Here is a 23,397-nt window from a genome sequence, read left to right on the forward strand (position 1 = left end):
TTACCGGACGCGTCGGCGAATCGCATCCGTCAGCTTGCCGGGGCTGGCTCGCACGCCACCGGCGCTTGCTGCCGCGCGCCGCTGAACAGAACGTAGCGCGGTGCGTGCGGATGCGTGTCCGCCGCCGCGCCGAAGTGCGCGACGATGTACGGTCGCCGGTCGCCGCACCGGATGCGCGGCGGCTCATCCGGGTCGTGCGGGTCGTGCCGCCCGTCGCGCGCTGCGGACGGGTTCCGCTCGCGCGCGGGCACGATCCGCAACGCTTTCAGACGCAACGGCGTGTCGGGCACCACGACCACCAGATCCGGATGTCGCGGCGTCGACAGATTCTTTTGCGGCACCGATTCATCGAAGATCGAGAACAGCCGGCACATCCCGACGACAGGCATCACGCCCGGCGCACGCTGCGCCCACGCAGCGGCGTGACCGGGCAGCACGAACGCGGCTTGCGGCGCGGCGTCGATAAACACCGGCGTGGTTCCGTCGGGTTGCGCAGGCACGAGCAACAGCGTGGCGAGACCCTGGTGCGCGATCTGCGACACGCGGTAGGACGTGCCGACGTAGTCGTTCATCGACGCCAGCGCGGCGATGAAATGCTGCGCCTCGATGTCCACGTCCACGAGTGCGTCGCCGCGCAGGGCGGGGTTGATATGCCGGTAGCTGCCGTCGATAAAACCGGCGACCGGATGGGACAGCATTGCGTTCGAATGTCGTGCGAGTGCGTCGACGCGCTGGCGATCGATCGGGCTCGGCCCGCGAGAAAGAGTCATTGCCTGGTCGAGGAATAAGTCGAAGAAAAGGTCGCGGAAAGCGTCGAACAAGATCGACGAGAAACAGCGGGCCTTGGAGCAGGGCGGCCGCGCCGCCCTGGACCCGCACCGGCCGTTGCGCGGCCGGCCGGTCTTATCGCGCCGTCACGCGGTTCAGCTGCTGGAACTGCCGCTGCTGCTGGCCGCGCTGGGCGCGCCGGAGGCGGCGCCACCCGCGCCGCCCAACAGGCCGGTGACCATGTCGAGCACCGGCGCGACCACCGACGAGACAGCGGACACGATCGACTTCACCACGTCCATGATCTGGCTCATCGCTTCCATGCCGCCGCCTTTCTTGCCCTGACCGCCCGCGCCGCCGGCAGCGTGTTCGCCACCACCCGCCGCGCCGGCGTCGGGACTGTGAATCTGCGGCGACGCGCTGGCGCCCGCGCCCGCGTCGGTCTGCGTGTTGGCGGACGTGCTCATGTCGAATGACGCGCCGCTGCCCATACCGTCGATTGCATCTGTCATTGTCGGATCCTGTTTAATCGGGAATTAATCTTTACAGTTTCTCGGGAACGCAAGTTGAAAAATGAATAATGTGGGCTGCTTATCCTCCCTGATCGGCGAAGTGATTATTGGGGAGTGGCTCCGGGTCGATGGTCGTCATATCGATCCGGTATTTCTGTTCCAGAACCTGAGTCACGCAGATGATCCTGATCAATGACGTGAAGTTGCAGATGGTTTCCTGCGTCATATCAATTTCAAGAGACCACTTTGAAATCAGCTTCCCAACTGTCAGCGATTCCTGGCGGGCTATTTCCTCAATGATTCGCCAATAAATCTCCTCGAGTCGCAAACATGTTGCAAATCCATTAACCCGGATAGAACGCAATTTGGGACGCGTGAGTCGCGGAGAAAAGTTGCAGTACTGTGTGGTCCTCATTGGAGCCCGAGCCGCCGGGCGTTGCGCCGCGCAGCGGCGAGCACGACCTGAACGCCTGAAGCGGCGTGACGCGGCGTCGGGACATATCTGAAGCGCCGGCGTGAATGGAGCGAGTCGTTTGTCATGGTGGGTTTAAATCGATTTGTCGATTGATCAATCCTGATCTGCATAAAAACAGATGGGTCGTACAGTTGTATGACGCACAAAACCCTGTGTTTTTCCTTATTTATAGATAAGCGGAAGATGCGACCGGTCATTTTAAAAACCCGATTTGTTGATGTTTTTATGTATTTCGATACACGAATGCCGGCAGTGCAAATTCTGCCAGGATATTTATCGCTGTATTAAATCTGTATCACCTTGCATTTTTCGATGGAATTAAATTTCTCCTCCATGCAGTCAATGAACGAGGCGGAAACTTTTAATGCTCAGGAAGCGGCGCAACGACCCAATCGACCGGATGAACAACAGCGGCCTGCCGCGCCTGACGGCGTGTCCGGCGCAGGCTGCGGCGCGGCATCTCGCGATGGCGTTCGGCGTCGCATCGATGGCGGGGCTGATCTCCGTCGCCGATGCCGCGACGCCGGTGTGGCAGGGCGCGCCGGTTCACTACGCGGTGCACGGTGCGCCGCTGTCCGATGTATTGCGCGATGTGCTGGCCGTCGAAGGCATGAGCGTCGATATCGGTCGCGGTGTGAAGGGCGCGGTCAACGGCCGGTTCGACGACACGCCGGGGAATGTCTTCACGCAACTGGTGGAGGCGTACGGGCTCGTCTGGTATTTCGACGGCAAGGTGATGCACATCGGCACCGCGTCCGATGTCCGCAGCCGCGTGATTCCGTTCGCGCCGATGACCCGCGAAGCGGTCGCGGTCTTGCTGCGCAACCTCGATCTCGACGACGCACGCTTGCCGGTCCGGTATTCGGCAACCACGGTCAGGGTCGCGGGGCCGTCGAAATTCGTCGATGCGGTCGCGGAAGCGATCGACAAGGCACAGCGGCAAGCCACCGTCGAGCCGTCGTACGACGAGACCGCGATCCGCGTGTTTCCGTTGCGCTATGCGCAGGCGCAGGACATTCACTACACGGTCGGCGCGCAGGAGCAGACGATGCCCGGCGTCGCGTCGCTGCTGCGCCGCTTGATGTCGGATACGTGGAAGTCCGCCGCGCCGCTCGCGCTGCGCTCACGCGCCGACACCCGTGCCGACGTTCGTGCCGACGCCCGCGCGGCACGCGGCGGGCCGCCACCGCTGCCGGGTTTGCTCGGTCTCGGTCTGGGCGGTGCGCCCGTGCCGCTGCCCGGCAACGACGCGGATAGCAGCACGGAAAGCGACCCCGACAGCGCAGCCGCGACCGCGCAACCCGCCGCGACCCAGGCACGCCGCAACATCGTCGCCGATCAGCGGACCAATTCGGTGGTCATCAGCGATCTCGTGTCGATGATGCCGAACTACGAGCGCGCAATCGCGATGCTCGATCAGCCGCAGGAACTGGTCGAAATCGACGCCGTGGTGATCGACGTGGCGTCGAATGCATCGCGCACGCTCGGCGTGCGGTGGGGCGGCGCGGACGGACGCATCAATGTGGCGTCGGGCGCGGCCGCGGCGCCGTCGGGTTTCGGTGCGCCGGATCTGCTGATGCCCGCCAGCGCGATGGCCGGCCTGAACCTCGCCACACTCGTCGGCAATTCGGCGCGCTATCTGTTCGCGCAGATCCAGGCGCTGGAGGCGGCGGGTCAGGCGCGGGTGCTGTCGCGGCCGCAGGTGTTGACGCTGAACAACATGGAGGCGGCGCTGACGTCGCGCAGTTCGGTGTATGTGCGCGTCGCGGGCAACGAAGCCGTGGACCTGTTCAACATCGATACGGGGCTGACGCTGAAGGTGACGCCGGGCGTCGAATCGGGTGGCGATCCGCGCCGCAATATCCGGCTCAACATCCAGATCGAAGACGGCGCGTTCAGCTCGGCGATGGTCGTCGACGGCATTCCGAAGGTGGACCGGCATTCGGTCGTCACGCAGGCGATCGTGCGCGACGGCGACAGTCTGCTGATCGGCGGCTATCAGTACGAACGCAGCGAGAGCAGCACGTCGAAGGTGCCGGTGCTGGGCGACGTGCCGTACCTCGGCGCGCTGTTCCGCGATACCGAAACCCGACGCGAGCGCCTCGAACGGCTGATCGTGATTACGCCGCGCATCAAGCGGATTCCGGACGACGCGGCGCAGTTCCGTGCGGCAGACGATGGAACCGCGACCGAAATCGACGCATCGCTGCATGCGTTGGTGCGACCCGCCGTGACCCTTGCATCGCCGATGCCCGTGACGTTGCCGGCGATGGCTGCACCGGTGGGGGCATCAACGCCAGCACCATCACCATCACCATCACCATCACCATCACCAGACGCAACAACACCCGCACCGCGACCGGCGATACGCGATGCGCTGTTGCCGGTTCACAGCATGCCGTGGGAGCGCCGCTATGACCGATGACGCATCGATCGTCGTCATCGACGGCGTACACACCGGCGCAAGCGTGCCGCTAGTCGCGGGCAAGCCGCTACGCATCGGCAGCGGCAGCGACGCCGACCTGATGGTGATCGACGACGGTGTCGAAGCGCTGCACGTCACCGTCGAGTTGCAACGCGACGCGCTCGCACTGCTCGCGCATCACCCGAACGTCACCGTGTTCGGCCAGCGCGTGACGCCGCAGCGGCGCACGTTGCTCGCACGCGGCGCGACGTTTTCGCTGGGCGCCGTGACCTTCCAGTTCCGTGGCGGCGATCCGTTTGCCGCGTCGAGCGCGGCGCTCGCCCGCGATGCCGGGCGCGCGTATCTGCTGCGCCACGCACCGCTCGCTTATCTGACGCGGCGCTGGCGCGATGCACCGCGCGTGTCGAAAGCGGTCGTACTCGCGGCGCCGCTCGTCTGCGGGCTGATTGCGTGCATCGCGTCGATGTGGTCGCATCCCGCGCCGTCCGCCGCGCCGCGCGACGACCGGTTCCGTTTCGTCGCGACGCATCCCGACGTGAAGTCCGGCGCGATCGTCTACGACGGTTATGTGCAGTCAGGCGCCGATCTGTCCGCGCTGACGGCGAGCGCATGGAGCCGCCATCGCGCGCCGGTGATGCGCGTGATCGTGCTGACGCAACTGCACGACCAGGTCGGCGAATTCCTCGCGCGCTATTACCGCGGCGTCGCGTTACGCGACGGCGAGCCGGGCGTATTCATCGCGCACCTGCCGGACGCGAGCGGGTTCGTGTCGGCGGAATCGTGGGATTACGCACGGGTGACACGTCTCGCGCGCGCCGAGATCGACGGCTTGCGCCGCCTCGATTTTCCCGGTCACGCGCAAGACGGCGAACGCGTGCGCGTGCCGCTCGATGCACTGGGTCTGAACCTGCTCGCGAGCCGTCACGCGACGTGGCTGACCGATGCGCAGGGCGTCCGCTATTTCACCGGCGCACGCCTGCCGGTCGGGCGGATCGCGCGGCTGTCGCGCTGCGCGGCGGATGTCGTGCGCGACGACGGATCGATCTACGAATTCTTTCTGGATGCCGCCGATGCGCCGCGAACCTGCCCATAAAAGCACGCTCGGCGCGTGCGCCGATCTGCCGCTCGAAGCGCAACTCGCCGGTCCCGGCAGCGCCGGACGCGACGCGCTGCTCGCGCGCCTCGCCGCTGAAATCGGCTGTGCGAACGACGCGCTCGCGACGGCATCGCCCGCGTCGAAAAGAGAACTGATCCTGCTGGTCGAGTGTTTGCGCGCGGCTCGGCTGGTGGTGCAACGAAGCGTCGGCTTCACACACGCGCGCAATCAAAACAGTAAGGAGTGAACCATGACCACCGTCAACACGACGATGTCGCCGAACACGGCAACCGAGTTGGGCGGCACCACCGCCAACAGTTCGGTGACTGGGGAATCGGGCGGGATGTCGTCGCAGAAGGTCAGCGAAGTCCTCGCGAAGATCCTCGCGGCGCAAAACCGCGACTTCGAGCGAAAGCTGGCAGCTGCCGAAGCCGCGCCCGACAAGCAGAAGAACGTCGAAATGATCAAGGTCCAGCAGGCGATGGGCTCGGTCAACGTCACGCAGAGCACGGCGACCGCGTGCGTGCAGGGCATGACCGACGCGCAGAAGGAGACTGCACGCGCGTCGCGCTGACGCTGCCGCCGGCGAGCGCCAGAGGGCCGCGAGCCGCGACCCTTGACTCCCTTCAACGCGTCGGCGCTGTCAGGCCTTGACGCATTCAACGAGGACGAAGACGTCCGCGCGGCGTCTTCGGAAACCATGCCGATGCACGACGACACCCTGGAACTGCTGATTTCGATCGGCCACACCGCGCGCGTCTTCCGGCGCTTCGACGAGGCGCGTTACCTGTTCGAGCGGCTCGCGCTGCTGTATCCGCAGCGCGCTTTTCCGTATCTCGGACTGGGACTCGTCGAACTCGATCGCGCGAACTATCGGGCTGCGGCGCAGCGCTTCGGCCATGCGGTCGAGGTTGCGCCGGACAGCGCGCTGGCGCGCGCGTGGCTCGGCGTCTGCCTGGTCTTCGACGGGCACTACGCGCGCGGCGCGCGCCTGCTGGCGACGGCCGTCGACAGCGACGAGCCGGGCGCGGCGCCGATGGCGGCGGCGTTTCTCGATCTGCCCGAATGCGCGCCGTACCGCGCCGCCGTGAACGCGGCAAATGCAACCAACGCGGCGAACGCGGCAAACGTCGTCCGCGCGGCGGTTGCCTTTTCCACCCTGAAACGACTGACCCTTCGAGGCGGCCATTGATATGTTGCAACTTCCGATGACACCGATTCCGGCACCTACCGGCGCCGCGCTCCCGGCGACCGCTTTCGCCTCACCGTCCGCCGCGCCGTCCACCGCGCTTCTCGCGGACGAAGCAGGCCCGACGCCTTCGCTGGTCGAGCGTCTGCTGACGCATGCGCAGACCCTGCAGGACACGTCGGCGCAAACGCTGAATACGCGCTTCGGGCAGATCGGCACCGGCCGCATGTCCACCGTCGATATGTTGCGTCTGCAAGGCGAGATGGGCACGTTCGCCGTGCAGGTGCAGATGACGGTGCGCATCGCCGACGAGGTCGGCCGCGCGATCCAGACGCTGTCGCAGCGAAACTGATGCGCCGCGCCCTGATCCTGCTGCCGTCCGTGCTGCTCCTCGCCGGTTGCAGAACCTCGCTGTTCGAAGGCCTGGACGAGGACCAGGCCAACCGCATCGTCGCGGCGCTGAGTCATCACGGCATCAGCGGCTACAAGGAGCGCAACCCCGATCGCACATGGAATATCTCCGTCGACGACGGCGACGCGGTGGTCGCCACCGAACTCGCCAGTGCGTATGCGTTGCCACGCGGCGGTCACGCGAATCTCGGCGAACTGTTCAGCCGCCAGGGACTGATTTCCAGTCCCGAAGAAGATCGGGTGCGTTACGTGTACGGGCTGTCGCAGGAACTGTCCGAGACGCTCGAAAAGATCGACGGTGTGCTGCTCGCGCGCGTGCATCTCGTGCTGCCCGAAAAAGATCCGATGGACCCGGCGCAGAACACGCTGCCGTCGGCGTCCGTGATGATGCGCTATCGCAGCGACTACAACCTCGAACCGATGCGCGACCGGATTCGCGCGCTGGTGGCCGGCAGCGTCGAAGGGCTGACGCCGGAGCGGGTCTCGCTGACGCTGCTCGCGGTGACGCCGGTGCTGTCGTTTCCCGATGCCTGCGCGCGTGCCGCCGATGTCGATAGCGCCGCAGGCGGCGTGGTCGCCACCGCATGCCGGTCCGACCGTCCGCAAGGACCGTCGCGCGTCACCGGAACGCTGGTCGTGCTCACGCTGATGGTGCTGCTCGTGTCCAGCTTTACGTGGTTGTGGCGCTCGGAGACGCGTGCGTGGTTCGAACGCAAAACCCGCCGTCGCGAGCCGTCGCGCGAGGCCGGCAAAACCGGGCCGGACGCAGCCGATCCGGCCGCTTCACCCACCGCTGCGGATGCGTCCGCGTCCGCGTACCGCACTGGAGACGACGCATGACGTCCCCCCGTTTTTGCGCGCCCGGCGACTGGGCGCATCACAGTTGGCTCGACGACGGCCGTCCGCTGCGTGACGAGCGCGCGGCCCGCGCGGCGCACGCGAGTCTGTTCGGCCGCTATCCGCAATTGACCCGGCTAAGTTCCACCGCCGATGTGCCGCCGATGCTGCCGGGCTGGCCCCGGCCTGCGTGCGCGCGCTTGTGCCGCGTGGTGGCGGCGCTCGGCTTTGCCAACGCGATGCGCCGGGTGGTGACGGCCGATTCGCGCGCGGCATTCGCGGCGGGCGTCGCGCCGCATCTGCTCGCGGCGATTCAACGGCATCCGCGTGCCGCCGACGCCGATCTGTGCATCGCGCCGGGGGTGTCGCTGGATAGCCGGTTCGGGATGACCGCGTTCGGCCTCGCGGTAGCGATACGGGCGGCCGCGCACGACGGTCATGCGTTCTGGTGGCGTCTGCGTTTGCCGCGCGCGGTGTCGGACGCGGCGGCGGTGTATCGCATCGACGGATTGCCGGTGCAGGTGGCGCGCGCGCTGGTGACCGATGCGATGCGGCTGATGGGGAGCTTGCCATGCTGATCTGCCGGCTGGGCGCATGGCATATCGAGTCGGACGGCATGCTGAGCGCAACCGAACTTGCGTCGCTCGATGGCTTGCGGGCGATCGAGGCCGAACGCGCCGCGCAAGCCGCCGACGCGCGGCAGACGCTGGGCCGACGGGTGCGCGAACTCAAGCGACGCGCATGGCGGCGCGGACACGCGGCAGGCAAACGCGCCGCGCTGTGCGCGTTCGTCGGCGGCGCGGCGTCGGTGGCGCTGGCGGCGCGGTCGGTCGAAGCGCGGCTGACGCAGATCGTGCTCGGCGCCGTCACCGACATAGTCGGCCAGTTGCCGCCGTCGGCTGCGTTGACCCAGCAGTTGCGTCGTGCGCTGGCAGTGTCGCAGTCGCAGCGGCTGGTGTCGGTGCGGGTCGCGCCGTCCGCATTCGACGACGCGGTGCGACTGCTCGCCACGATCGAGCGGGAACTCGGCATGTCGTTATGCAGTGTGCTCGCCGATGCCGGACTGCCGCGCCATTCGTGCGTGATCGAAACCGAGCGCGGCGTGATCGACGGCGGACTCGCGGTGCAGTTGCGCGCGCTGGAGTGCGGTATCCGCGACGGCGTCGCCGACGCATTGCGCGGCGACGATCCGGTCGCGCTACGGGCAAGCCTCGCCTTGCTCGAACACGATGTCCGCGACGCCGTTGCGGCATTGAGCGGATCGCGGGTCGCGGAACCGCCGACGCCATCCATGCCGATTGCCCGCGCACGGGAGGCCGTATGACGCTTTGGCCTGACATGGAGACCCTGAGTTTCGACGACGCGCGACGCCACAACCTCGCGTTGCAGCACGTCGGTCGGCCGCGACACGTGCAGGTCGGCGCGCGGGCTTTCTCGCTCGCGTTCGAGCCGTGCCGCGCCCGCTATCCGGTGCAACTTTTGGGCGTGGCAGCCGGCGCGCCGTTCACCGCGGTCTGCGATGCCGGCGCGTTGCTGCCGGAACTGACGCCCGCCGTGATCGCGGCGCGCGGCGACAGCGCGTCGATCCATCTCGCCGACGCGTTGAGCGACTGGCTCTGCGCAATCGAAGGCCTGTTCGGTTTCACGATCGAACTGACCGCCGTTGCGTTCGACGCGGTTCCTGAACCCGGTGCTTACGGGATCGCGGTCACGCATCTGAGAAGCGGCCGCGCCGCGCATTTTTCGTTTCGCAGCGCAGCCGTCGATACCTGGTTGCGACTGCATCCGTCCGCGTCGCCGCAACGCGACGCGGTATGGCGGCGGCTGTATGTGCGACTGCCGGTCTGCGTGACCGGACCGTCGATGTCGCTGCCGCGTTTGCGCAGACTCGCCGTCGGCGATGCGCTGCTGTTCGACCGGCATTCGTGTCATCTGCGCGTGTCGCTGCGGATCGGCGCGTGCCGGATCCTGTTGAAATTTACCGAGGAGTACACCTTGATCGATCAACTGATGAACGATGAAACGCCGCCCGTCGAAGTGACGAGCGAACTGCTGCCGATCGATGCGCTGACCTTCGCCTTCGATGCAGTGCTCGGCACGCTGTCGCTCTCGGTCGAGGAACTGGCGCATCTGCGTCAGGGATCGATCGTCGCGTTCCGGCTGCCCGCGCGCGAGCGGACCGTCACGCTGTTGTGCCAGGGGATTCCGTTCGCGCGCGGCGAGTTGATCGATGTCGAAGGATCGATGGGCGTGCGGATCACGCGCATGACGCACGAGGACGTCGCGGCATGATGTCCCAACCCGACCCGCTTCAGGTCGTCACGGCGTTCTTTATGCTCGGCGCGTTGCCGCTCGCGGTCGTGATGACCACCTCGTTCACCAAGTTCAGCATCGTGCTGAATTTGCTGCGCTCGGCGCTCGGCGTCCAACAGGCGCCGGGCAACCTGACGATCTCCGGACTGGCGCTCGCCGCAACGCTGGTCGTGATGTCGCCGACGCTGGCGAAGATCGAAGCCGCGTTGCCGCCGGGCGACGGCGATGGCGACGGTGACGCGCTGGTGCTGCCACGTCCCGGCGAGTTGTTGCAGGCGGTGCGCGGTCCGCTCGGCGAATTCATGCTGGCGCATTCGCGTGCCGACGAGCGTGTGTTTCTGGTCGGCGCGGCGAAGCGGATCGACCCGGCGCGCGACGCGCGCGAGACCGATCTGACGCTGCTGGTTCCAGCATTTCTGATCAGCGAAATTTCGAGCGGATTCGAAGCGGGTTTTCTGCTTTACATCGCGTTTCTGGTGGTGGATCTGGTAGTCGCCAACGTGCTGACCGCGATGGGCATGGTGATGCTGTCGCCGAGCACGGTGTCGATACCGTTGAAGCTCTTTCTGTTCGTGTCGGTGTCGGGGATGTCGAAGCTGATGCACGGCCTGATCGTCGGCTATGCCGGAAACGTTGGAAACGTCGGGCATGCGGGATGAACGCAATGCCTTCGCTTTCGTCGTTGTCCGCCGACGCGCTGCTGCTGGTGTTCTGGCTGTCGCTGCCCGCGCTCGCGGTCGCAACCCTCGTCGGTCTGTTGCTCGGGCTGTTGCAGTCGATCACGCAGATTCAGGATCAGAGCCTGCCGTACGGCGCGAAGATCATTTGCGTCGGCGCGGTGCTGATCGTGACGGCGCCGTGGGCGGGGCGCGAACTGGCGCGCTTTCTCGGGCACGTGTTCGCGTATATCGCGGCGGGGCGTTCGCACTGATCATGGAACACACCGCATATCTCGAAGGCTGGGCGTTCTGCGCGATCAGACCGGCCGTGGCGCTGTTCCTGATCCCGTTCGGTCAGAGCGGCTCGGTGGGGATCGCGCTGCGTCTGCCGGTGCTGCTGTCGATCGCGATGCTGCCGCAGCAGGTCGGATGGCCGCCGCATCTGCTCGCGGCGATGTGCGTCGAAGCCGTCACCGGCGTGGTGCTCGGACTCACGCTCGGCACCGTGTTTCAGGCAGCCGCCGCAGCGGGCGCGGTGCTCGATCTGCAAGGCGGCTACGCGAGCGGCGCCATTTACGATCCGCATTTTCAGTCGGAAGCGGCGCTTTTCGAAACGCTGTTCCTGCAGTTCGCCGCGTTGACGATGTTCACGGGTCCGGGCTTGCCGCTACTGTTCGGCTTTTTTATCGATGCGTGGGTGGTGTGGCCGCCGGGCCGCTGGCGTGTCGATTTCCACGACGTGTTCCAGCGGCTCGCGTTGCGCGAGCTTGCACAGGTTTTGACGGATGGCGTGCGGCTCGCCAGTCCGTTGCTCGGTCTCGCGCTGCTGGTCGATATCGCGTTCGGTTTGATGTCGCGGCACGCGAAGCGGCTCAATCCGTTCGCGACCGCGCGCACGGTGAAGGCGCTGATTTTTTCGTTCGCGGCGATGCTCAGCGTGCCCGCGCTGTTTGCGCAGTTGCGCATCGTGCTCGATCACGCGCTGCATTTGCGATGAGCGCGCGATGAGCAACAAGACCGAAGCGCCCACCGCCAAACGCCTGCGCCGCGCGCGCCGCGACGGCGAGACCGCGAAGAGCGCGCATCTGACCACGGCGTTCAGCGGTCTCGCGTGGTGGCTGTATCTGTCGATCGAGGCGCCGCGTCTGTATGCGCTGTTTGCGAGCCTGATCGAACGGATCACAAGTCTCGATGCGCGTCTGCCGTTTCGCGAGCGTCTCGCGCACACGCTCGCGATGCTCGACGTGCTGGTGCTGCCGTCGCTGGTCGCGCTCGGCGTCGGCGCGCTGGCCGTGCTCGTGCCGGAATCGATGCAGACCCGCGGCATGCTCGCATGGAAGCGCGTCGCGCCCGATCCCAAACACCTGAATCCAGTTAACGGACTCAGGCAGCTTGTCAGCATCCGCGTGCTGTGGGACGGTGCGCTGACCTTGCTCCAGTTCGCGATCCTGCTGGCGCTGTTCGTGCAGGCGTTGCTAACCGCGTTGCGGCAACTCGCGCCGGTCTATGCGTGGCCGGTGCCGGCGCATCTCGGCTATATCGCGATCACGCATTCGCATCTGTTCGCGTGGATGGCCGCGTCGCAGATCGTGCCCGGCGCCGCCGACTATTTCATCCAGCGCTTTCTGTGGATGCGCGACATGCGCATGGACAAAAGCGAAATCAAACGCGAATTCCGCGACGACGAAGGCGACCCGCAGATCAAAAGCCGTCGACGCGCGATTCATCGGGAGCTTGGTCAATAACATGTCGAACCGTTCCATTCTCGTCCGTTACGATCTGTCGTCGCTGTTCGCGCGTCATGCGGATCTCGCGGTCGGTGTCGCGCTGTTGTCGGTGCTGGCGCTGCTGATCGTGCCGGTGCCGCCGTTCGTGCTCGATCTGTTTATCTGCGCGGGTTTTGCCGTCAGCCTGATGATGCTGACCACCACGCTATATATGTCGAAAGCCGCGGAGTTCGCGAGTTTTCCGTCGCTGCTGCTGGTCACGACGCTGTTGCGGCTCGCGCTCGCGATTGCGTCGACGCGGATGATCCTGCTGCACGCGCACGCGGGCAAGATCATCGGCGCGTTCGGCGAAATGGTCGCGGGCGGCAATGTCGCGGTCGGCCTCGTGGTGTTCGTCGTGCTGGCCGCGATCCAGTTCATCGTGGTCGCGAAAGGAGCAGACCGCGTCGCCGAAGTCGCGGCGCGCTTTACGCTCGACGGTATTCCGGGCCGTCAGATGAGTATCGACGCCGACTTGCGCAGCGGCGTGCTGAGCGCCGCGCAGGCTAGCGCGATGCGCGCGTCGCTGGAACGCGAAACCTACTTTTACGGCTCGCTCGACGGTGCGATGAAGTTCGTCAAGGGCGATGCGATCGCGGGCCTCGTCGTCGCGCTGGTGAATATCGTCGGCGGGCTCGCGGTCGGCATCGCGCAGCGCGACATGTCGTTCGGCGACGCGCTGCGCACGTACACGATCCTGACCGTCGGCGATGGGCTGGTGTCGCAGATTCCGTCGCTGATCGTGTCGGTGGCGGCGGGGATTCTGGTCACGCGCGTCGCGTCGGCCGATCGTCCGGACACGCATCTCGGCGGCGATATCTACCGGCAACTGACGCTGCATCCGAAGGCGATCGCGATGGCGGGCGTCGCGTGTCTGTCGCTGGCGGCGATCCCGGATTTTCCGCACGTCCAGTTCGCGATCGCGGGCGGCGTGCTGCTCGCGCTGGCGCTCACGTTAATGCGCAAGGCCGCGCTCGCGACGCACGCACAGCGCGCGCTGATGCCGGGCCATGACGCGCGACGGCGGCCATTACGTGCCGCGCATACTCGACGATGTCGAACTCGGCACCAGCGCGGCGCTGCGGCTCCGGCTCGGCGCGGGCGCGTTCGATGCGTTGCGTCCCGACGCGCTGAACCGGCAGTTGGCCCTGTTGCGGCGTCGGTTGATGGTCGAACTGGGTGTGCCGTTTCCCGGACTCGCGTTGCTGCGCGATGGGCGGCTTGCACCCGAGCGCTACATCGTCGATATCGAGGACGTGCCCTGGTCGAGCGGTTCGCTGGTCGCCGCGCATACGCTGGTCAGCGGCGAGGCGGCGCGCATCGTGTTCGACGGCGTCGAAGGGTACCGGCCGCTCGCGGCGAGATCGGTGTGGGTGACGGAGGCGACCGCCGCGTCGATCGACGATCCGGCGATTCTCAAAGCCACCGCCGACGAAGTGGTGTGCGAGCACCTCGGCGAAGTCTGCGAGCGATCGGCCGCGCATTTTCTCGGCACGCAGGAGACCCGCTTTCTGCTCGATCAACTGGCGGTCGAATTCCGCGAACTGGTCACGCAGGCGGGACAGGCCGCGAGCACGGTCCAGCTCGCGGGCGTGCTGCGGCAATTGCTGCAACAGCGCATTCCGGTCCGTAATCTGCGGGCGATTCTCGAAGCGGTGGTGCGCGTGCCGGCCGCCGAACGCAGCATGGACCGGATGGTCCGCGACGCGCGGATCCAGTTGGGCCGTCAGATCGCGCGCAACTACGCCGACCTCACGACGTGGACGATCGACGCGGCCGTGCTGGAGGCGAGTTGGGAAGCGAGCCTCGAAGCGCAGATCAGGAGTGGCGTCGATGGCGAGCCGCAATGCACGCTGTCCGCCGACGAACTGGAGCACGTGCAGCAGGTCTTCGCGACCGAGCTCGACGGAATCCCGCTGGTCGTCACGAACGCCGTGCTGCGTCCGCATCTGGCGCGTTTGCTGCGCGACTTTGGGCGACACGTCGAGGTGCTGGCGATCGAGGAGATTCCGCTCGACCTCTATCGCGTCCAGACCATCGCGACGCTCGGTGCAGCGTGAGGCGCGCACGATGAATCCTTCTGACAACAGCGCGATGGAATTGCCGTGCATGGTGGCGTCCGTGCCATCGTTGCGAGGCCGGGTGGTCGAAGCGCGCGGCGTGATTGCGCGCCTGGTCGGCGTGTCGTTGCGGATCGGCGAGAAGGTGCGGCTGGTGCGCCCCGACACGCTGGAGGCGCAATACGGCGAAGTGGTCGGCTTTGCGCAGGACGGCGCGCTGGTGATGCCGCTCGCCGGACTGGCCGGGCTGTCCGATATCACCGAAGTGCAGGGCTGCGGCTCGGCGTGGAGTCGCGTCGATGCGGCGAGCTTGCTGGGACGCGTGGTGGACGGGCTCGGCAATCCGCTCGACGGCGGCGCGGCGTTGTCTGGCGCGGAGACCGTGGTCGAAACGCCGGTCGCTTCGCGCGACACGCCGGACCACGCCGCTTCGCTGAATCCGCTCGAACGGCCGGTGATTACGACGCCGTTCGTCACGGGCGTGCGTGCGATCGACGCACTGTTGACCTGCGGCGTCGGTCAGCGCACGGGCATTTTCGCGTCGGCGGGTGGCGGCAAAAGCACCATCATGGGCATGATCGCGAACGGTGCGCGCACCGACGCCATCGTGATCGCGCTGATCGGCGAGCGCGGCCGGGAAGTCGCCGAGTTTATTCACGATCACCTCGACCATCGGCGCGGCTCGACGGTCGTGATCGTCGCGACGTCGGATCGTCCGGCAGCGGAGCGGATCAAGGCCGCAGAACTGGCGTCGCAGGTGGCGGCGGATTTGCGTGCGACCGGACGCAACGTGCTGCTGCTGTTCGACTCGTTGACGCGCTATGCACGCGCGTTGCGCGAGCTGGGACTGGCGGTCGGCGAACCGCCGTTGCGAGGCGGTTTTCCGCCGAGCGTGTTCGCGCGTCTGCCGCGTCTGATCGAGCGGGCGGGCGTGACCGCGCAGGGCAGCATCACCGCGTTTTACACGGTCCTCGCCGACGAAGCGGATCTGTCGGATCCGGTCGCGGAAGAGGCGCGCTCGCTGCTCGACGGGCATATCCAGTTGTCGTCGGCGCTGGGCGCGTCGGGACACTATCCGGCCATCGATATCCTGCGTAGTCGCAGCCGCTTGATGAATCGCGTCACCGATGCCGCGCAACAGGCGCATGCGAGTCGGGTCCGCGACTGGCTCGCGCGTTACGAGGATGTGGAGATGCTGCTGCAGATCGGCGAATACGAGCGCGGTCACGATCCACTGACCGATCGGGCGATCGACCGACGTCCGGCAATCCAGCGGTTTTTGCGTCAGCCTTACGACGTGTGCAGCACGTGGCAGGAAACGCGCGCGATGCTGGCGGTGTTGAGCGACGACGCGAGCGATGCCGAAGATTGGCGCGACGGCCGATGAGTGACCCACGACGACGCACAACGACGGGCCCAACGACGCGCGCGGCGCGAGACGCCGATCTATGGGCGTTGCTCGCGCGGGTGCGCGGCGTGCGGGTTCGACGCAAGCTGCGTGCGCTGGCGGAGGCGCGTCGGCGAGAGCGGCATGCGGCCGTGCAGGTGACGGAGTCGTTCGACGCGCTGCAACGGCATGCGGAGCAACGGTTGCGGGTGCTGGCCGAATGCCGCCGCGATCGGCGTGCGGGCGCCCAATGGTATGCGACGCTGCGCGCGCACGATGCCGGCGCGGCGAGTTTGCATCAGAGTCTCGACGACGCACGACACGCGCATGCGGCGGCGCGCGATGCCGCCAGCGACGCGTTGTCGCGATGGCGGATCGAGCGGGTTCGGCATGACGAGGCGAAACGCCGGTTGCGGATCGCGGTCGCGTGGGCGTCGGGTGACGGGATCGAAGACGGGCCGGGGTGACGCGCCGGATGCCGCGCAGGCGTTGGACGATGCGCGGCATCCGCAGAGGGCGATCGCCCTCAGGTATCGGACGTCGATCAGCCCTTGGCTTTCGCGAGGTCGGCGGCGGTCGGTTGCTTGCCGCTGACCGGATCGATCCAGCCGCTGCCGTCGCGTTTCGCGAGCACGGTGTAACCATCGGGCGTCGCCGCGTCGAGTCGGCGGCCGTCGTTGCTGCGCTGGATGCTGAGGCCCGCGCTGTTTTGTTCGCTCAGGCCCGAGACCCGGTACGCGTCGTTGCCGTGCGTGATCGTCACCGTGTTCGCATACGAGAGCGCCGCGTTGTTCTTGACGGCCTCGATGCCGACCGTCACTTTGGTGTCGTCGGGGAGCATGAACGTCATCGGACCGTTGAACATCCCGACCGATGCGCTGGAGGTACCGGCGTGTTGCGACAGATGCGGATCGCCCCACACGGTGGTGGTGTCGCCGTTCTTCGAATTGATCATCGTCATCGACGAATCGCACTTGTTGAAGGCGAGCGTGTAGTTGCCGAGATCGACGCTTGCCTTGTTGTCGCAGACGCCGGAGTCGGTCCAGTGGGTCGTGGGATTGTCTTTGCAGTCGGCGTCGCGGCGCGGCGGTGTCTTGCTTGCGTCATTGCATGTGTCGGTGGAGGTTTTGCAGTTTTGATTGGGTGGAGTCGTGTGTTTGTCGTCGGTGTTTTTACCGTTCTGGTTGGGTGGGGTGTCGCATTTGGGATCTGTTTTTTTGCCGCTTTGGTTGGGCGGTGTATCGCATTTGGCATCCGTATTCTTGCTGGGTTGACCGGTCGGCGTATCGCATTTTGAACCCGTGTTTTTACTGCCTTGACCGGCCGGCACGTTGCCGATGCCGCGCGCGTCGCTGGATGCGGCATTGATCTGCGCCTGCGTTGCCGTCTGTCCGGGTTTGCCGGTCGTGGCTTGCGTGGCGACGTTGGCGGTGTCGGTTCGAGCATTGATCGTGGGCTGGCCGACGGCGGTGTACAACGCCTTCGAGAAGCCGCCCATCATGTCGGTCATCCGGCCATTCGTGTCGCGGACGTCGCCGCACGCGGCATTGCGAGCGAGTTGCGCAGCCGCATTATTGACGCTCGTATTCACGTTGACAGGGTATTGGGAAAGCTTGCTTTGCATTGCTGCTTGCATGTCGAGATTCCATGATTAAAAGTCGGCGGGTGTTTGAAAGCCGGAACCGCGTGGCCGACAAGGTGGAATGGGCTCCGCTCAGCAGATCGTAAAGACATCGAAATATCGTCCGGGCGTATCTATGTATTGATGACGAAGCGGTTGACGCTGCCGGTGGGTTTGATCGGGCTACCTGGCTACTACCGTGTGCTGCGGCGAATCGGCTGTGATGACGATGTCCGCAATTTGGTGCGGACGTTCCCGATAGCGACGCGAGGTGAGCACATGTCGATTTCAGTCAGCAGTAGCGATCCGGGTGTATGGGCCGGTCAGGCGGTGGAGGATGGGGAGCGGAGTGAGCAGAGCCAGCAGGGCAAACAGACGCAACCTGCTCAGCAGAGCCGACACACCCCGCAATCCCAACCGGCGGAAAAACCGAAGTCGATCCCGACGCTCACGCAGGTAAAACACGCGCAATCTGCCAATGCGCCGGCTACGCGATCCGCCACGCATGCAGCGAAACCAGAGGGCATATCACCTGCCGAAGCGAAGCAACTGATCGAACGTCACGAGAACGGTCAGGGTTATCCGAATGACAGCGCAAATGCCAAAGCACTGGCGACTGTGCAGGCGAACGGCCTGCGCGGCACGTCCGACGATCACATCAAGTTCGAAACGCGGCAGGCGCTGACCCGCCAGAAGATCGAAGCGTTGCCGCAACAGGATCGCGACCGGTTTAGCGGGATGCAGGCAAAAGGCATCAACGCATATGAGTCCGCGACCACGGACGCGGATCGCCAGAAGGCCGGAGAGGCCGTAGCTAAAAACGTAGACGCGGCGGTGGATGCGGCCTACGGGAAGCACATCGCCGACCCTGCGCAGCGGGTCCAGCAGGAGTTCAACACACCCTATGGTTCGGCATACCTCGGCGCGGCAGGGGAGCATCAGTCGGCCTCACTCGACGAACTGCGCACACGGTTCAACGACGCGAAAACCCCTCAGGAGCGTGAGTCCGTGTTTGCGCAGGCTGCCGGAATCCGTCATCAGATGCAGCAGCAGATTGAGAACCGCATCGGACAAGCCGGCAAGAAGATCGACCAGGAGTGGGCGGCCGCCGACAAGGAACTGTATGCGGCGCTGAGCAACGCCAAAAGCTTGCACGGCGCAAATTCCGGCGAATTCGACAATGCCACGCCCTTCAATCGATTGACCACGTTTAGCAAGCAGGCCTTCACATCGGAGCGTAACGCGCAGGAGTTTCAGTACCTGATGCAGCAGCATCCCGACAGCTTTAAGGACGTCAAGAGCTGGTACGACGACGCATCCGCCAAAACCGAATGGGCGCGCTCGACGATCCAGAGCGATCCGTTGCGGCGCACGGCGAACTTGCCGGCCGCGTTGCCGGACTTCCTGAACGCGAAGACGGACGATTTGCATCGAGGCAACTACGGCGCGGAACTGCTGGACCGGTACAAGGACATGAATCAGGGTGTGGGCGCCGACGCGGAGATGTATCACGCAGCCAGCCAGCGCGGACCGATCAAAGATCGGTATCTGGACACCCACACGCCGCCCAAGCCGTTGTGGCAACAGCAGACCGAAGACGTGGTGGGACGGTTCATCATCGGACTGATTCCGGGCGTGAACCTGCTTGCGGATGTGATCGTGCCGGCGAAGTCGCTCTCTCCGGATGTGAGAACGGGGATCGACATCATGTCGGGTGTGCTGGGCGGGATGGCGGATCTCAAGATAAGTCCACCGCGCATCAAACCGGCTGAAGCAAACGGGGAAAAACCTCGCGTGAGTCTCCCGAAGGAAGGCGAGGTGAGAGGCGCAGCGAAAGGCGCGGAGGGAGGCGAGTCAGGTCACCTGGGCGGCGGCAAGATTGGCGGGGTCGAAGGCAAAGGCAGTGCGAGCGGAGGCACGCATGAAGGCGGAACGGGTGCGGGAACGGCTGACCGTATGCTGCCTCAGTCGTACGCTTCGAAACCCAAGGGTGTTCTCCTTCCGGATCACGACAATCCTGGCATGCAGATCGACGAGGCAGGGGAGCACTACATCAGCGACGGCAAGAACACCTATGCCGTCCGCTACGATCGCGACAACAAGACGTGGCGGGTCTATCCGCCGGAGAACCCGACAAAACCGGGTATTCCCGTTGCGAAGAACAGGGAAGGCGTTTTTGAACCTCATGACGAGGTGGGGTTGAAGGGCGGCGGGCCGCCCAGATTACCTCCCGCTGTGAGGGAAAAGATTTTCGGTTTGCTTCGGGACGGCTGGACATTTTCGGCCATTTCCAGAGAAGTAGGGGTAGCCGTGAACACGGTCAAGAGTTACTTTCGTGAAAAGCCACCTGCGGAATATTCCAATGTGCTGGCCACGACCACTAGAAGAGAGGATGTTTTCAATCGACTGGGTAGGGGCGAAACAGAGACGCAAATAGCAACAGAGATGGGCATTCAGCCCGAGACCGTGCGTGTACTTCGTGAGAACCGACAAGCTGCTCACGCTGCGTCGAGCCACGCGACCGGGGCTCAAGGTGGTCCATCTGCTACAACTCAGCACGCGGGAACTCCGGAGCAAAGCGGACCCCAACCGGGCCCATCTGGAGGCGGTGAGGCTGGTCCTGTCGAGCCATCGGGGTCGAGAAAGCTGGATACGAAGGACAAGGTTCGAGGACTGCTCAGAGACGGCTGGAGCAATGCCGAGGTCGTGAAAGAACTGCATGTTTCTAACTGGACAGTGGCGAGCGCGAAGCAAGAGCTGGCAGGCGTCGGTTATAACTGGTCGCTACTCACAAAATCCAAGAGAGACGCAATTCTCGCCCGGTTGGATGCTGGCGCTACGGAAGCGCAGGTGGGGAAGGATCTAAATGTTCAGGTAGAGACGGTGCGTCGCATCAGGCAGGCGCAACCTTCTACAGCGATCGGGCGCGCGGGAGTGTCGGGCGAGCCCCAACCCGGCACCTCCACCGGCGGCGAGACGGGACCGACCAGTCAACCTGAAACATCGTCGGGACCGCCCGCTAAACGCCAGCGCGTCGAGGAGACGCAATTCCCCTATCACCCCTGGGTAAAGGAACAGATCATCAAGCAGATCGGCGACGGGACATCCACGGCTCAGATCGCACAGAACCTGCACCTTCCTGAAAGAGAGGTCCAGCAGATTCGCGACGAATATCTGCTACGCGAACTGGCGGTCTACACGGCCCAGATCCACGCTCGCCATGGCATTCAACACGCAGCAACCGCCGCCGACGTCCAGCGTGCGGTGATCCACCAGATGGAAACGGGCGCATCGGATGAAGCCATCGCGCACGACATGCACCTGACCGTGGAGCAGGTGCGTCTGATCCGGGCGCAGTATCACAAGGACGCGCTTCCCGATTTCGACTTTCCGCCGTTCTAGCGATCCTTTCCCCCCAACGACGACCAACCCGGCGCATTCACCTGCGCCCGGTCGTTCGTCCGCGCCATGCACGCATCATCGCCTCCGGTATAACCCTGGTGTCGCTCGCGAAGCAATCCGCGTTGCCGTTGCGTGGCTCATGACACTGCGGGGACGCATCGGCTACCATGATGAGAGAAGGGGCTTCGACGGTCACCGGCCCATGCGCACGACGTCACCCGAAAAGCGCATCGATCCTGTCCTTGCGCAAGGGTTGCGCAACACCACGCACGGCACCGCCCGCATGTAAGTACCGGGTAAGCCGGGGCCTCTATCGTGGCAGCATCCCGTGGGTCCGACGCGTATGCTGCGGTGCGCAATCGCCGCGCGCCGGCCACGGAACAGGAGACACGCGCGCATCGTTGCGCGCGCACTATAGGGCGCGTCACGCACGCGCCGGCACAGATTGACGTTTCATCTTCACCAAGGGGTTGTCGATGTCAGCGATTGAATCGGTTCTTCAGGAACGCCGCGTTTTCCCACCATCCGCCGAATCGTCGGCCGAGGCGTCGATCTCCGGCATGGATGCGTACCGGGCGCTCGTCGCCGAAGCGGAACGCGATTACGAAGGTTTCTGGGCACGTCTCGCACGCGAGACGCTGAGCTGGAATACGCCGTTCACCAAGGTGCTCGATGAATCCAGAGCGCCGTTCTATACCTGGTTCGAAGACGGTACGCTGAACGCGTCGTACAACAGTCTCGACCGTCATGTCGAAGCAGGCAACGGCGATCGCGTCGCGGTGATCTTCGAAGCGGACGACGGCACCGTCACCAACGTCACGTACACGGACATGCTGCAACGCGTGTCGCGCTTCGCGAACGCGCTGAAGAAGCGCGGCGTGAAGAAGGGCGACCGCGTCGTGATCTATATGCCGATGTCGGTCGAAGGCATCGTCGCGATGCAGGCGTGCGCGCGAATCGGCGCGACGCATTCGGTCGTGTTCGGCGGCTTCTCGTCGAAGTCGCTGAACGAGCGGCTGGTCGATGTCGGCGCGGTCGCGCTGATCACCGCCGACGAACAGATGCGCGGCGGCAAGGCACTGCCGCTGAAGAACATCGCCGACGAAGCGCTCGCGATGGGCGGCTGCGACGCGGTCAAGGACGTGATCGTCTACCGGCGCACCGGCGGCAAGGTCGCGTGGCAGGAAGGGCGTGACCAGTGGATGCACGAACTGTCCGCCGCCGAGTCGGATCAATGCGCGCCGGAATGGGTCGGCGCCGAGCATCCGCTGTTTATCCTCTACACGTCCGGTTCGACCGGCAAGCCGAAGGGCGTGCAGCACAGCACGGGCGGCTATCTGCTGTGGGCCGCGCAAACCATCAAGTGGACCTTCGACTGGAAACCGAGCGACGTCTTCTGGTGTACCGCCGATATCGGCTGGGTCACGGGACATAGCTATATCGCGTACGGTCCGCTCGCGCTCGGCGCAACCCAGGTCGTGTTCGAAGGCGTGCCTACTTACCCGAACGCGGGACGTTTCTGGGACATGATCGCGAAGCACAAGGTCACGGTGTTCTACACCGCGCCGACGGCGATCCGCTCGCTGATCAAGGCCGCCGAAGCCGATGTGAAAGTGCATCCGAAAAGCTACGACCTCACGTCGTTGCGCGTGATCGGCACGGTCGGCGAGCCGATCAATCCGGAAGCGTGGATGTGGTACTACCAGAACGTCGGCAACGGGCGCTGCCCGATCGTCGATACCTGGTGGCAGACCGAAACCGGCGGACACATGATCACGCCGTTGCCGGGCGCGACGCCGCTGGTGCCGGGCTCGTGCACGCTGCCGTTGCCGGGCATCATGGCGGCCGTCGTCGATGAAACCGGTCAGGACGTGCCAAACGGGCAGGGCGGCTTTCTGGTCGTCAAGCGTCCGTGGCCGGCCATGCTGCGTAACGTGTGGGGCGATCCCGACCGTTACCGTAAGAGCTATTTCCCGGCGGAACTCGGCGGCACGCTGTATCTCGCGGGCGACGGCACGGTGCGCGACAAGGACACCGCGCTATTTCACGATCATGGGCCGTATCGACGACGTGCTGAACGTGTCCGGGCATCGGCTCGGCACGATGGAAATCGAATCGGCGCTGGTGTCGAATCCGATCGTCGCGGAAGCGGCGGTCGTCGGCCGTCCGGACGACACGACCGGCGAAGCCGTATGCGCGTTCGTCGTGCTGAAGCGGGCGCGTCCGGAAGGCGACGAAGCGGTCAAGCTCGCGAACGAACTGCGCGCGTGGGTCGCGAAAGAAATCGGTCCGATCGCGAAGCCGAAAGACATCCGGTTCGGCGAAAACCTGCCCAAGACACGCTCGGGCAAGATCATGCGTCGGCTGTTGCGCTCGCTCGCAAAGGGCGAAGCGATCACGCAGGACGTGTCCACGCTCGAGAATCCCGCGATCCTCGATCAGCTGGGCGAATCGCTGTAAGGCCGCTGGCCGGTTT

At 65.2% G+C, this 23,397-nt stretch carries 22 protein-coding genes and 2 pseudogenes; 20 read left to right on the forward strand and 4 right to left on the reverse strand.

Going from position 1 to position 23,397, the window contains the following annotated elements; all coding sequences use genetic code 11:
- Window positions 1–29: 29 nt before the first annotated feature.
- From PW947_RS29340 to PW947_RS29350, 3 genes are all read right to left on the reverse strand, one after another.
- A complete protein-coding gene (locus PW947_RS29340; RefSeq protein ID WP_299636142.1) occupies window positions 30–770 on the reverse strand; it encodes a hypothetical protein in 741 nt (246 codons plus the stop codon).
- Window positions 771–923: 153 nt separating this feature from the next.
- Window positions 924–1,280, reverse strand: coding sequence for a hypothetical protein (locus PW947_RS29345; RefSeq protein WP_299636143.1), 357 nt, complete (start codon window positions 1,278–1,280; stop codon window positions 924–926).
- 79 nt (window positions 1,281–1,359) lie between these two features.
- A complete protein-coding gene (locus PW947_RS29350) occupies window positions 1,360–1,695 on the reverse strand; it encodes a ribbon-helix-helix domain-containing protein (protein WP_299636145.1) in 336 nt (111 codons plus the stop codon).
- Between the two features lie 424 nt (window positions 1,696–2,119).
- Between PW947_RS29350 and sctC the strand changes: the two genes are divergently transcribed.
- From sctC to PW947_RS29440, 18 genes and pseudogenes are all read left to right on the forward strand, one after another.
- The gene (gene sctC / locus PW947_RS29355) at window positions 2,120–4,180 is read left to right on the forward strand and encodes a type III secretion system outer membrane ring subunit SctC (RefSeq protein WP_299636147.1); all 2,061 of its coding nucleotides are present in this window, start codon (window positions 2,120–2,122) and stop codon (window positions 4,178–4,180) included.
- The gene (locus tag PW947_RS29360; protein WP_299636149.1) at window positions 4,170–5,273 is read left to right on the forward strand and encodes an FHA domain-containing protein; all 1,104 of its coding nucleotides are present in this window, start codon (window positions 4,170–4,172) and stop codon (window positions 5,271–5,273) included. Before sctC ends, PW947_RS29360 begins: the two co-directional genes overlap by 11 nt.
- Window positions 5,251–5,523 (forward strand): hypothetical protein, encoded by a 273-nt coding sequence (locus PW947_RS29365; RefSeq protein ID WP_299636151.1) that lies wholly within the window; start codon window positions 5,251–5,253, stop codon window positions 5,521–5,523. The genes PW947_RS29360 and PW947_RS29365 overlap by 23 nt, the downstream gene beginning before the upstream one ends.
- Before the next feature lie 3 nt (window positions 5,524–5,526).
- Window positions 5,527–5,850 carry a hypothetical protein gene (locus tag PW947_RS29370; protein ID WP_299636154.1) on the forward strand — a complete coding sequence of 108 codons (324 nt, stop codon included), beginning with the start codon at window positions 5,527–5,529 and terminating at the stop codon, window positions 5,848–5,850.
- 42 nt (window positions 5,851–5,892) lie between these two features.
- Window positions 5,893–6,468: a hypothetical protein gene (locus PW947_RS29375; protein ID WP_299636156.1), complete on the forward strand. Its 576-nt coding sequence runs from the start codon at window positions 5,893–5,895 to the stop codon at window positions 6,466–6,468.
- 1 nt (window position 6,469) lies between these two features.
- Window positions 6,470–6,817: an acyl carrier protein gene (locus tag PW947_RS29380; RefSeq protein ID WP_299636158.1), complete on the forward strand. Its 348-nt coding sequence runs from the start codon at window positions 6,470–6,472 to the stop codon at window positions 6,815–6,817.
- Entirely contained in the window at window positions 6,817–7,716 is a 900-nt protein-coding gene (gene sctJ / locus PW947_RS29385; RefSeq protein WP_299636159.1) for a type III secretion system inner membrane ring lipoprotein SctJ, read from the forward strand. The genes PW947_RS29380 and sctJ overlap by 1 nt, the downstream gene beginning before the upstream one ends.
- Window positions 7,713–8,291, forward strand: coding sequence for a hypothetical protein (locus PW947_RS29390; RefSeq protein ID WP_299636161.1), 579 nt, complete (start codon window positions 7,713–7,715; stop codon window positions 8,289–8,291). Before sctJ ends, PW947_RS29390 begins: the two co-directional genes overlap by 4 nt.
- Window positions 8,285–9,037 (forward strand): FliH/SctL family protein, encoded by a 753-nt coding sequence (locus PW947_RS29395; RefSeq protein ID WP_299636163.1) that lies wholly within the window; start codon window positions 8,285–8,287, stop codon window positions 9,035–9,037. Before PW947_RS29390 ends, PW947_RS29395 begins: the two co-directional genes overlap by 7 nt.
- A complete protein-coding gene (locus tag PW947_RS29400) occupies window positions 9,034–10,005 on the forward strand; it encodes a FliM/FliN family flagellar motor switch protein (protein ID WP_299636165.1) in 972 nt (323 codons plus the stop codon). Before PW947_RS29395 ends, PW947_RS29400 begins: the two co-directional genes overlap by 4 nt.
- The gene (locus PW947_RS29405; RefSeq protein WP_299636166.1) at window positions 10,002–10,685 is read left to right on the forward strand and encodes an EscR/YscR/HrcR family type III secretion system export apparatus protein; all 684 of its coding nucleotides are present in this window, start codon (window positions 10,002–10,004) and stop codon (window positions 10,683–10,685) included. The genes PW947_RS29400 and PW947_RS29405 overlap by 4 nt, the downstream gene beginning before the upstream one ends.
- A gap of 5 nt (window positions 10,686–10,690) precedes the next feature.
- On the forward strand, window positions 10,691–10,957 hold the full coding sequence (gene sctS, locus PW947_RS29410; RefSeq protein ID WP_299636167.1) for a type III secretion system export apparatus subunit SctS: 267 nt from the start codon (window positions 10,691–10,693) through the stop codon (window positions 10,955–10,957).
- 2 nt (window positions 10,958–10,959) lie between these two features.
- On the forward strand, window positions 10,960–11,682 hold the full coding sequence (locus PW947_RS29415; protein ID WP_299636168.1) for a flagellar biosynthetic protein FliR: 723 nt from the start codon (window positions 10,960–10,962) through the stop codon (window positions 11,680–11,682).
- A gap of 7 nt (window positions 11,683–11,689) precedes the next feature.
- Complete coding sequence (locus tag PW947_RS29420) at window positions 11,690–12,430, forward strand: EscU/YscU/HrcU family type III secretion system export apparatus switch protein (protein ID WP_299636169.1); 741 nt, start codon at window positions 11,690–11,692, stop codon at window positions 12,428–12,430.
- Window position 12,431: 1 nt separating this feature from the next.
- Window positions 12,432–13,370: pseudogene (locus PW947_RS29425) on the forward strand (FHIPEP family type III secretion protein); the annotation flags it as partial.
- 91 nt (window positions 13,371–13,461) lie between these two features.
- On the forward strand, window positions 13,462–14,511 hold the full coding sequence (locus PW947_RS29430; protein WP_299636170.1) for an FHIPEP family type III secretion protein: 1,050 nt from the start codon (window positions 13,462–13,464) through the stop codon (window positions 14,509–14,511).
- 10 nt (window positions 14,512–14,521) lie between these two features.
- Entirely contained in the window at window positions 14,522–15,898 is a 1,377-nt protein-coding gene (locus tag PW947_RS29435; protein ID WP_299636172.1) for a FliI/YscN family ATPase, read from the forward strand.
- Window positions 15,895–16,365, forward strand: a complete 471-nt coding sequence (locus PW947_RS29440) for a hypothetical protein (protein ID WP_299636174.1) — start codon at window positions 15,895–15,897, stop codon at window positions 16,363–16,365. The genes PW947_RS29435 and PW947_RS29440 overlap by 4 nt, the downstream gene beginning before the upstream one ends.
- Window positions 16,366–16,442: 77 nt before the next feature.
- Here the strand turns inward: PW947_RS29440 and PW947_RS29445 are convergent, their stop codons facing one another.
- Complete coding sequence (locus PW947_RS29445) at window positions 16,443–17,534, reverse strand: DUF1521 domain-containing protein (RefSeq protein WP_299636176.1); 1,092 nt, start codon at window positions 17,532–17,534, stop codon at window positions 16,443–16,445.
- Window positions 17,535–17,663: 129 nt separating this feature from the next.
- Here PW947_RS29445 and PW947_RS29450 point away from each other — a divergent pair, with 129 nt between their 5' ends.
- Both PW947_RS29450 and acs read left to right on the forward strand, forming a co-directional pair.
- Entirely contained in the window at window positions 17,664–20,921 is a 3,258-nt protein-coding gene (locus PW947_RS29450; protein ID WP_299636177.1) for a hypothetical protein, read from the forward strand.
- 476 nt (window positions 20,922–21,397) lie between these two features.
- Window positions 21,398–23,381, forward strand: a pseudogene (gene acs, locus PW947_RS29455) (acetate--CoA ligase).
- The last annotated feature ends 16 nt before the right edge of the window (window positions 23,382–23,397 follow it).

Source organism: Paraburkholderia sp. (genome assembly GCF_028283785.1).
In the GTDB taxonomy this organism is placed as follows: Bacteria; Pseudomonadota; Gammaproteobacteria; order Burkholderiales; family Burkholderiaceae; genus Paraburkholderia.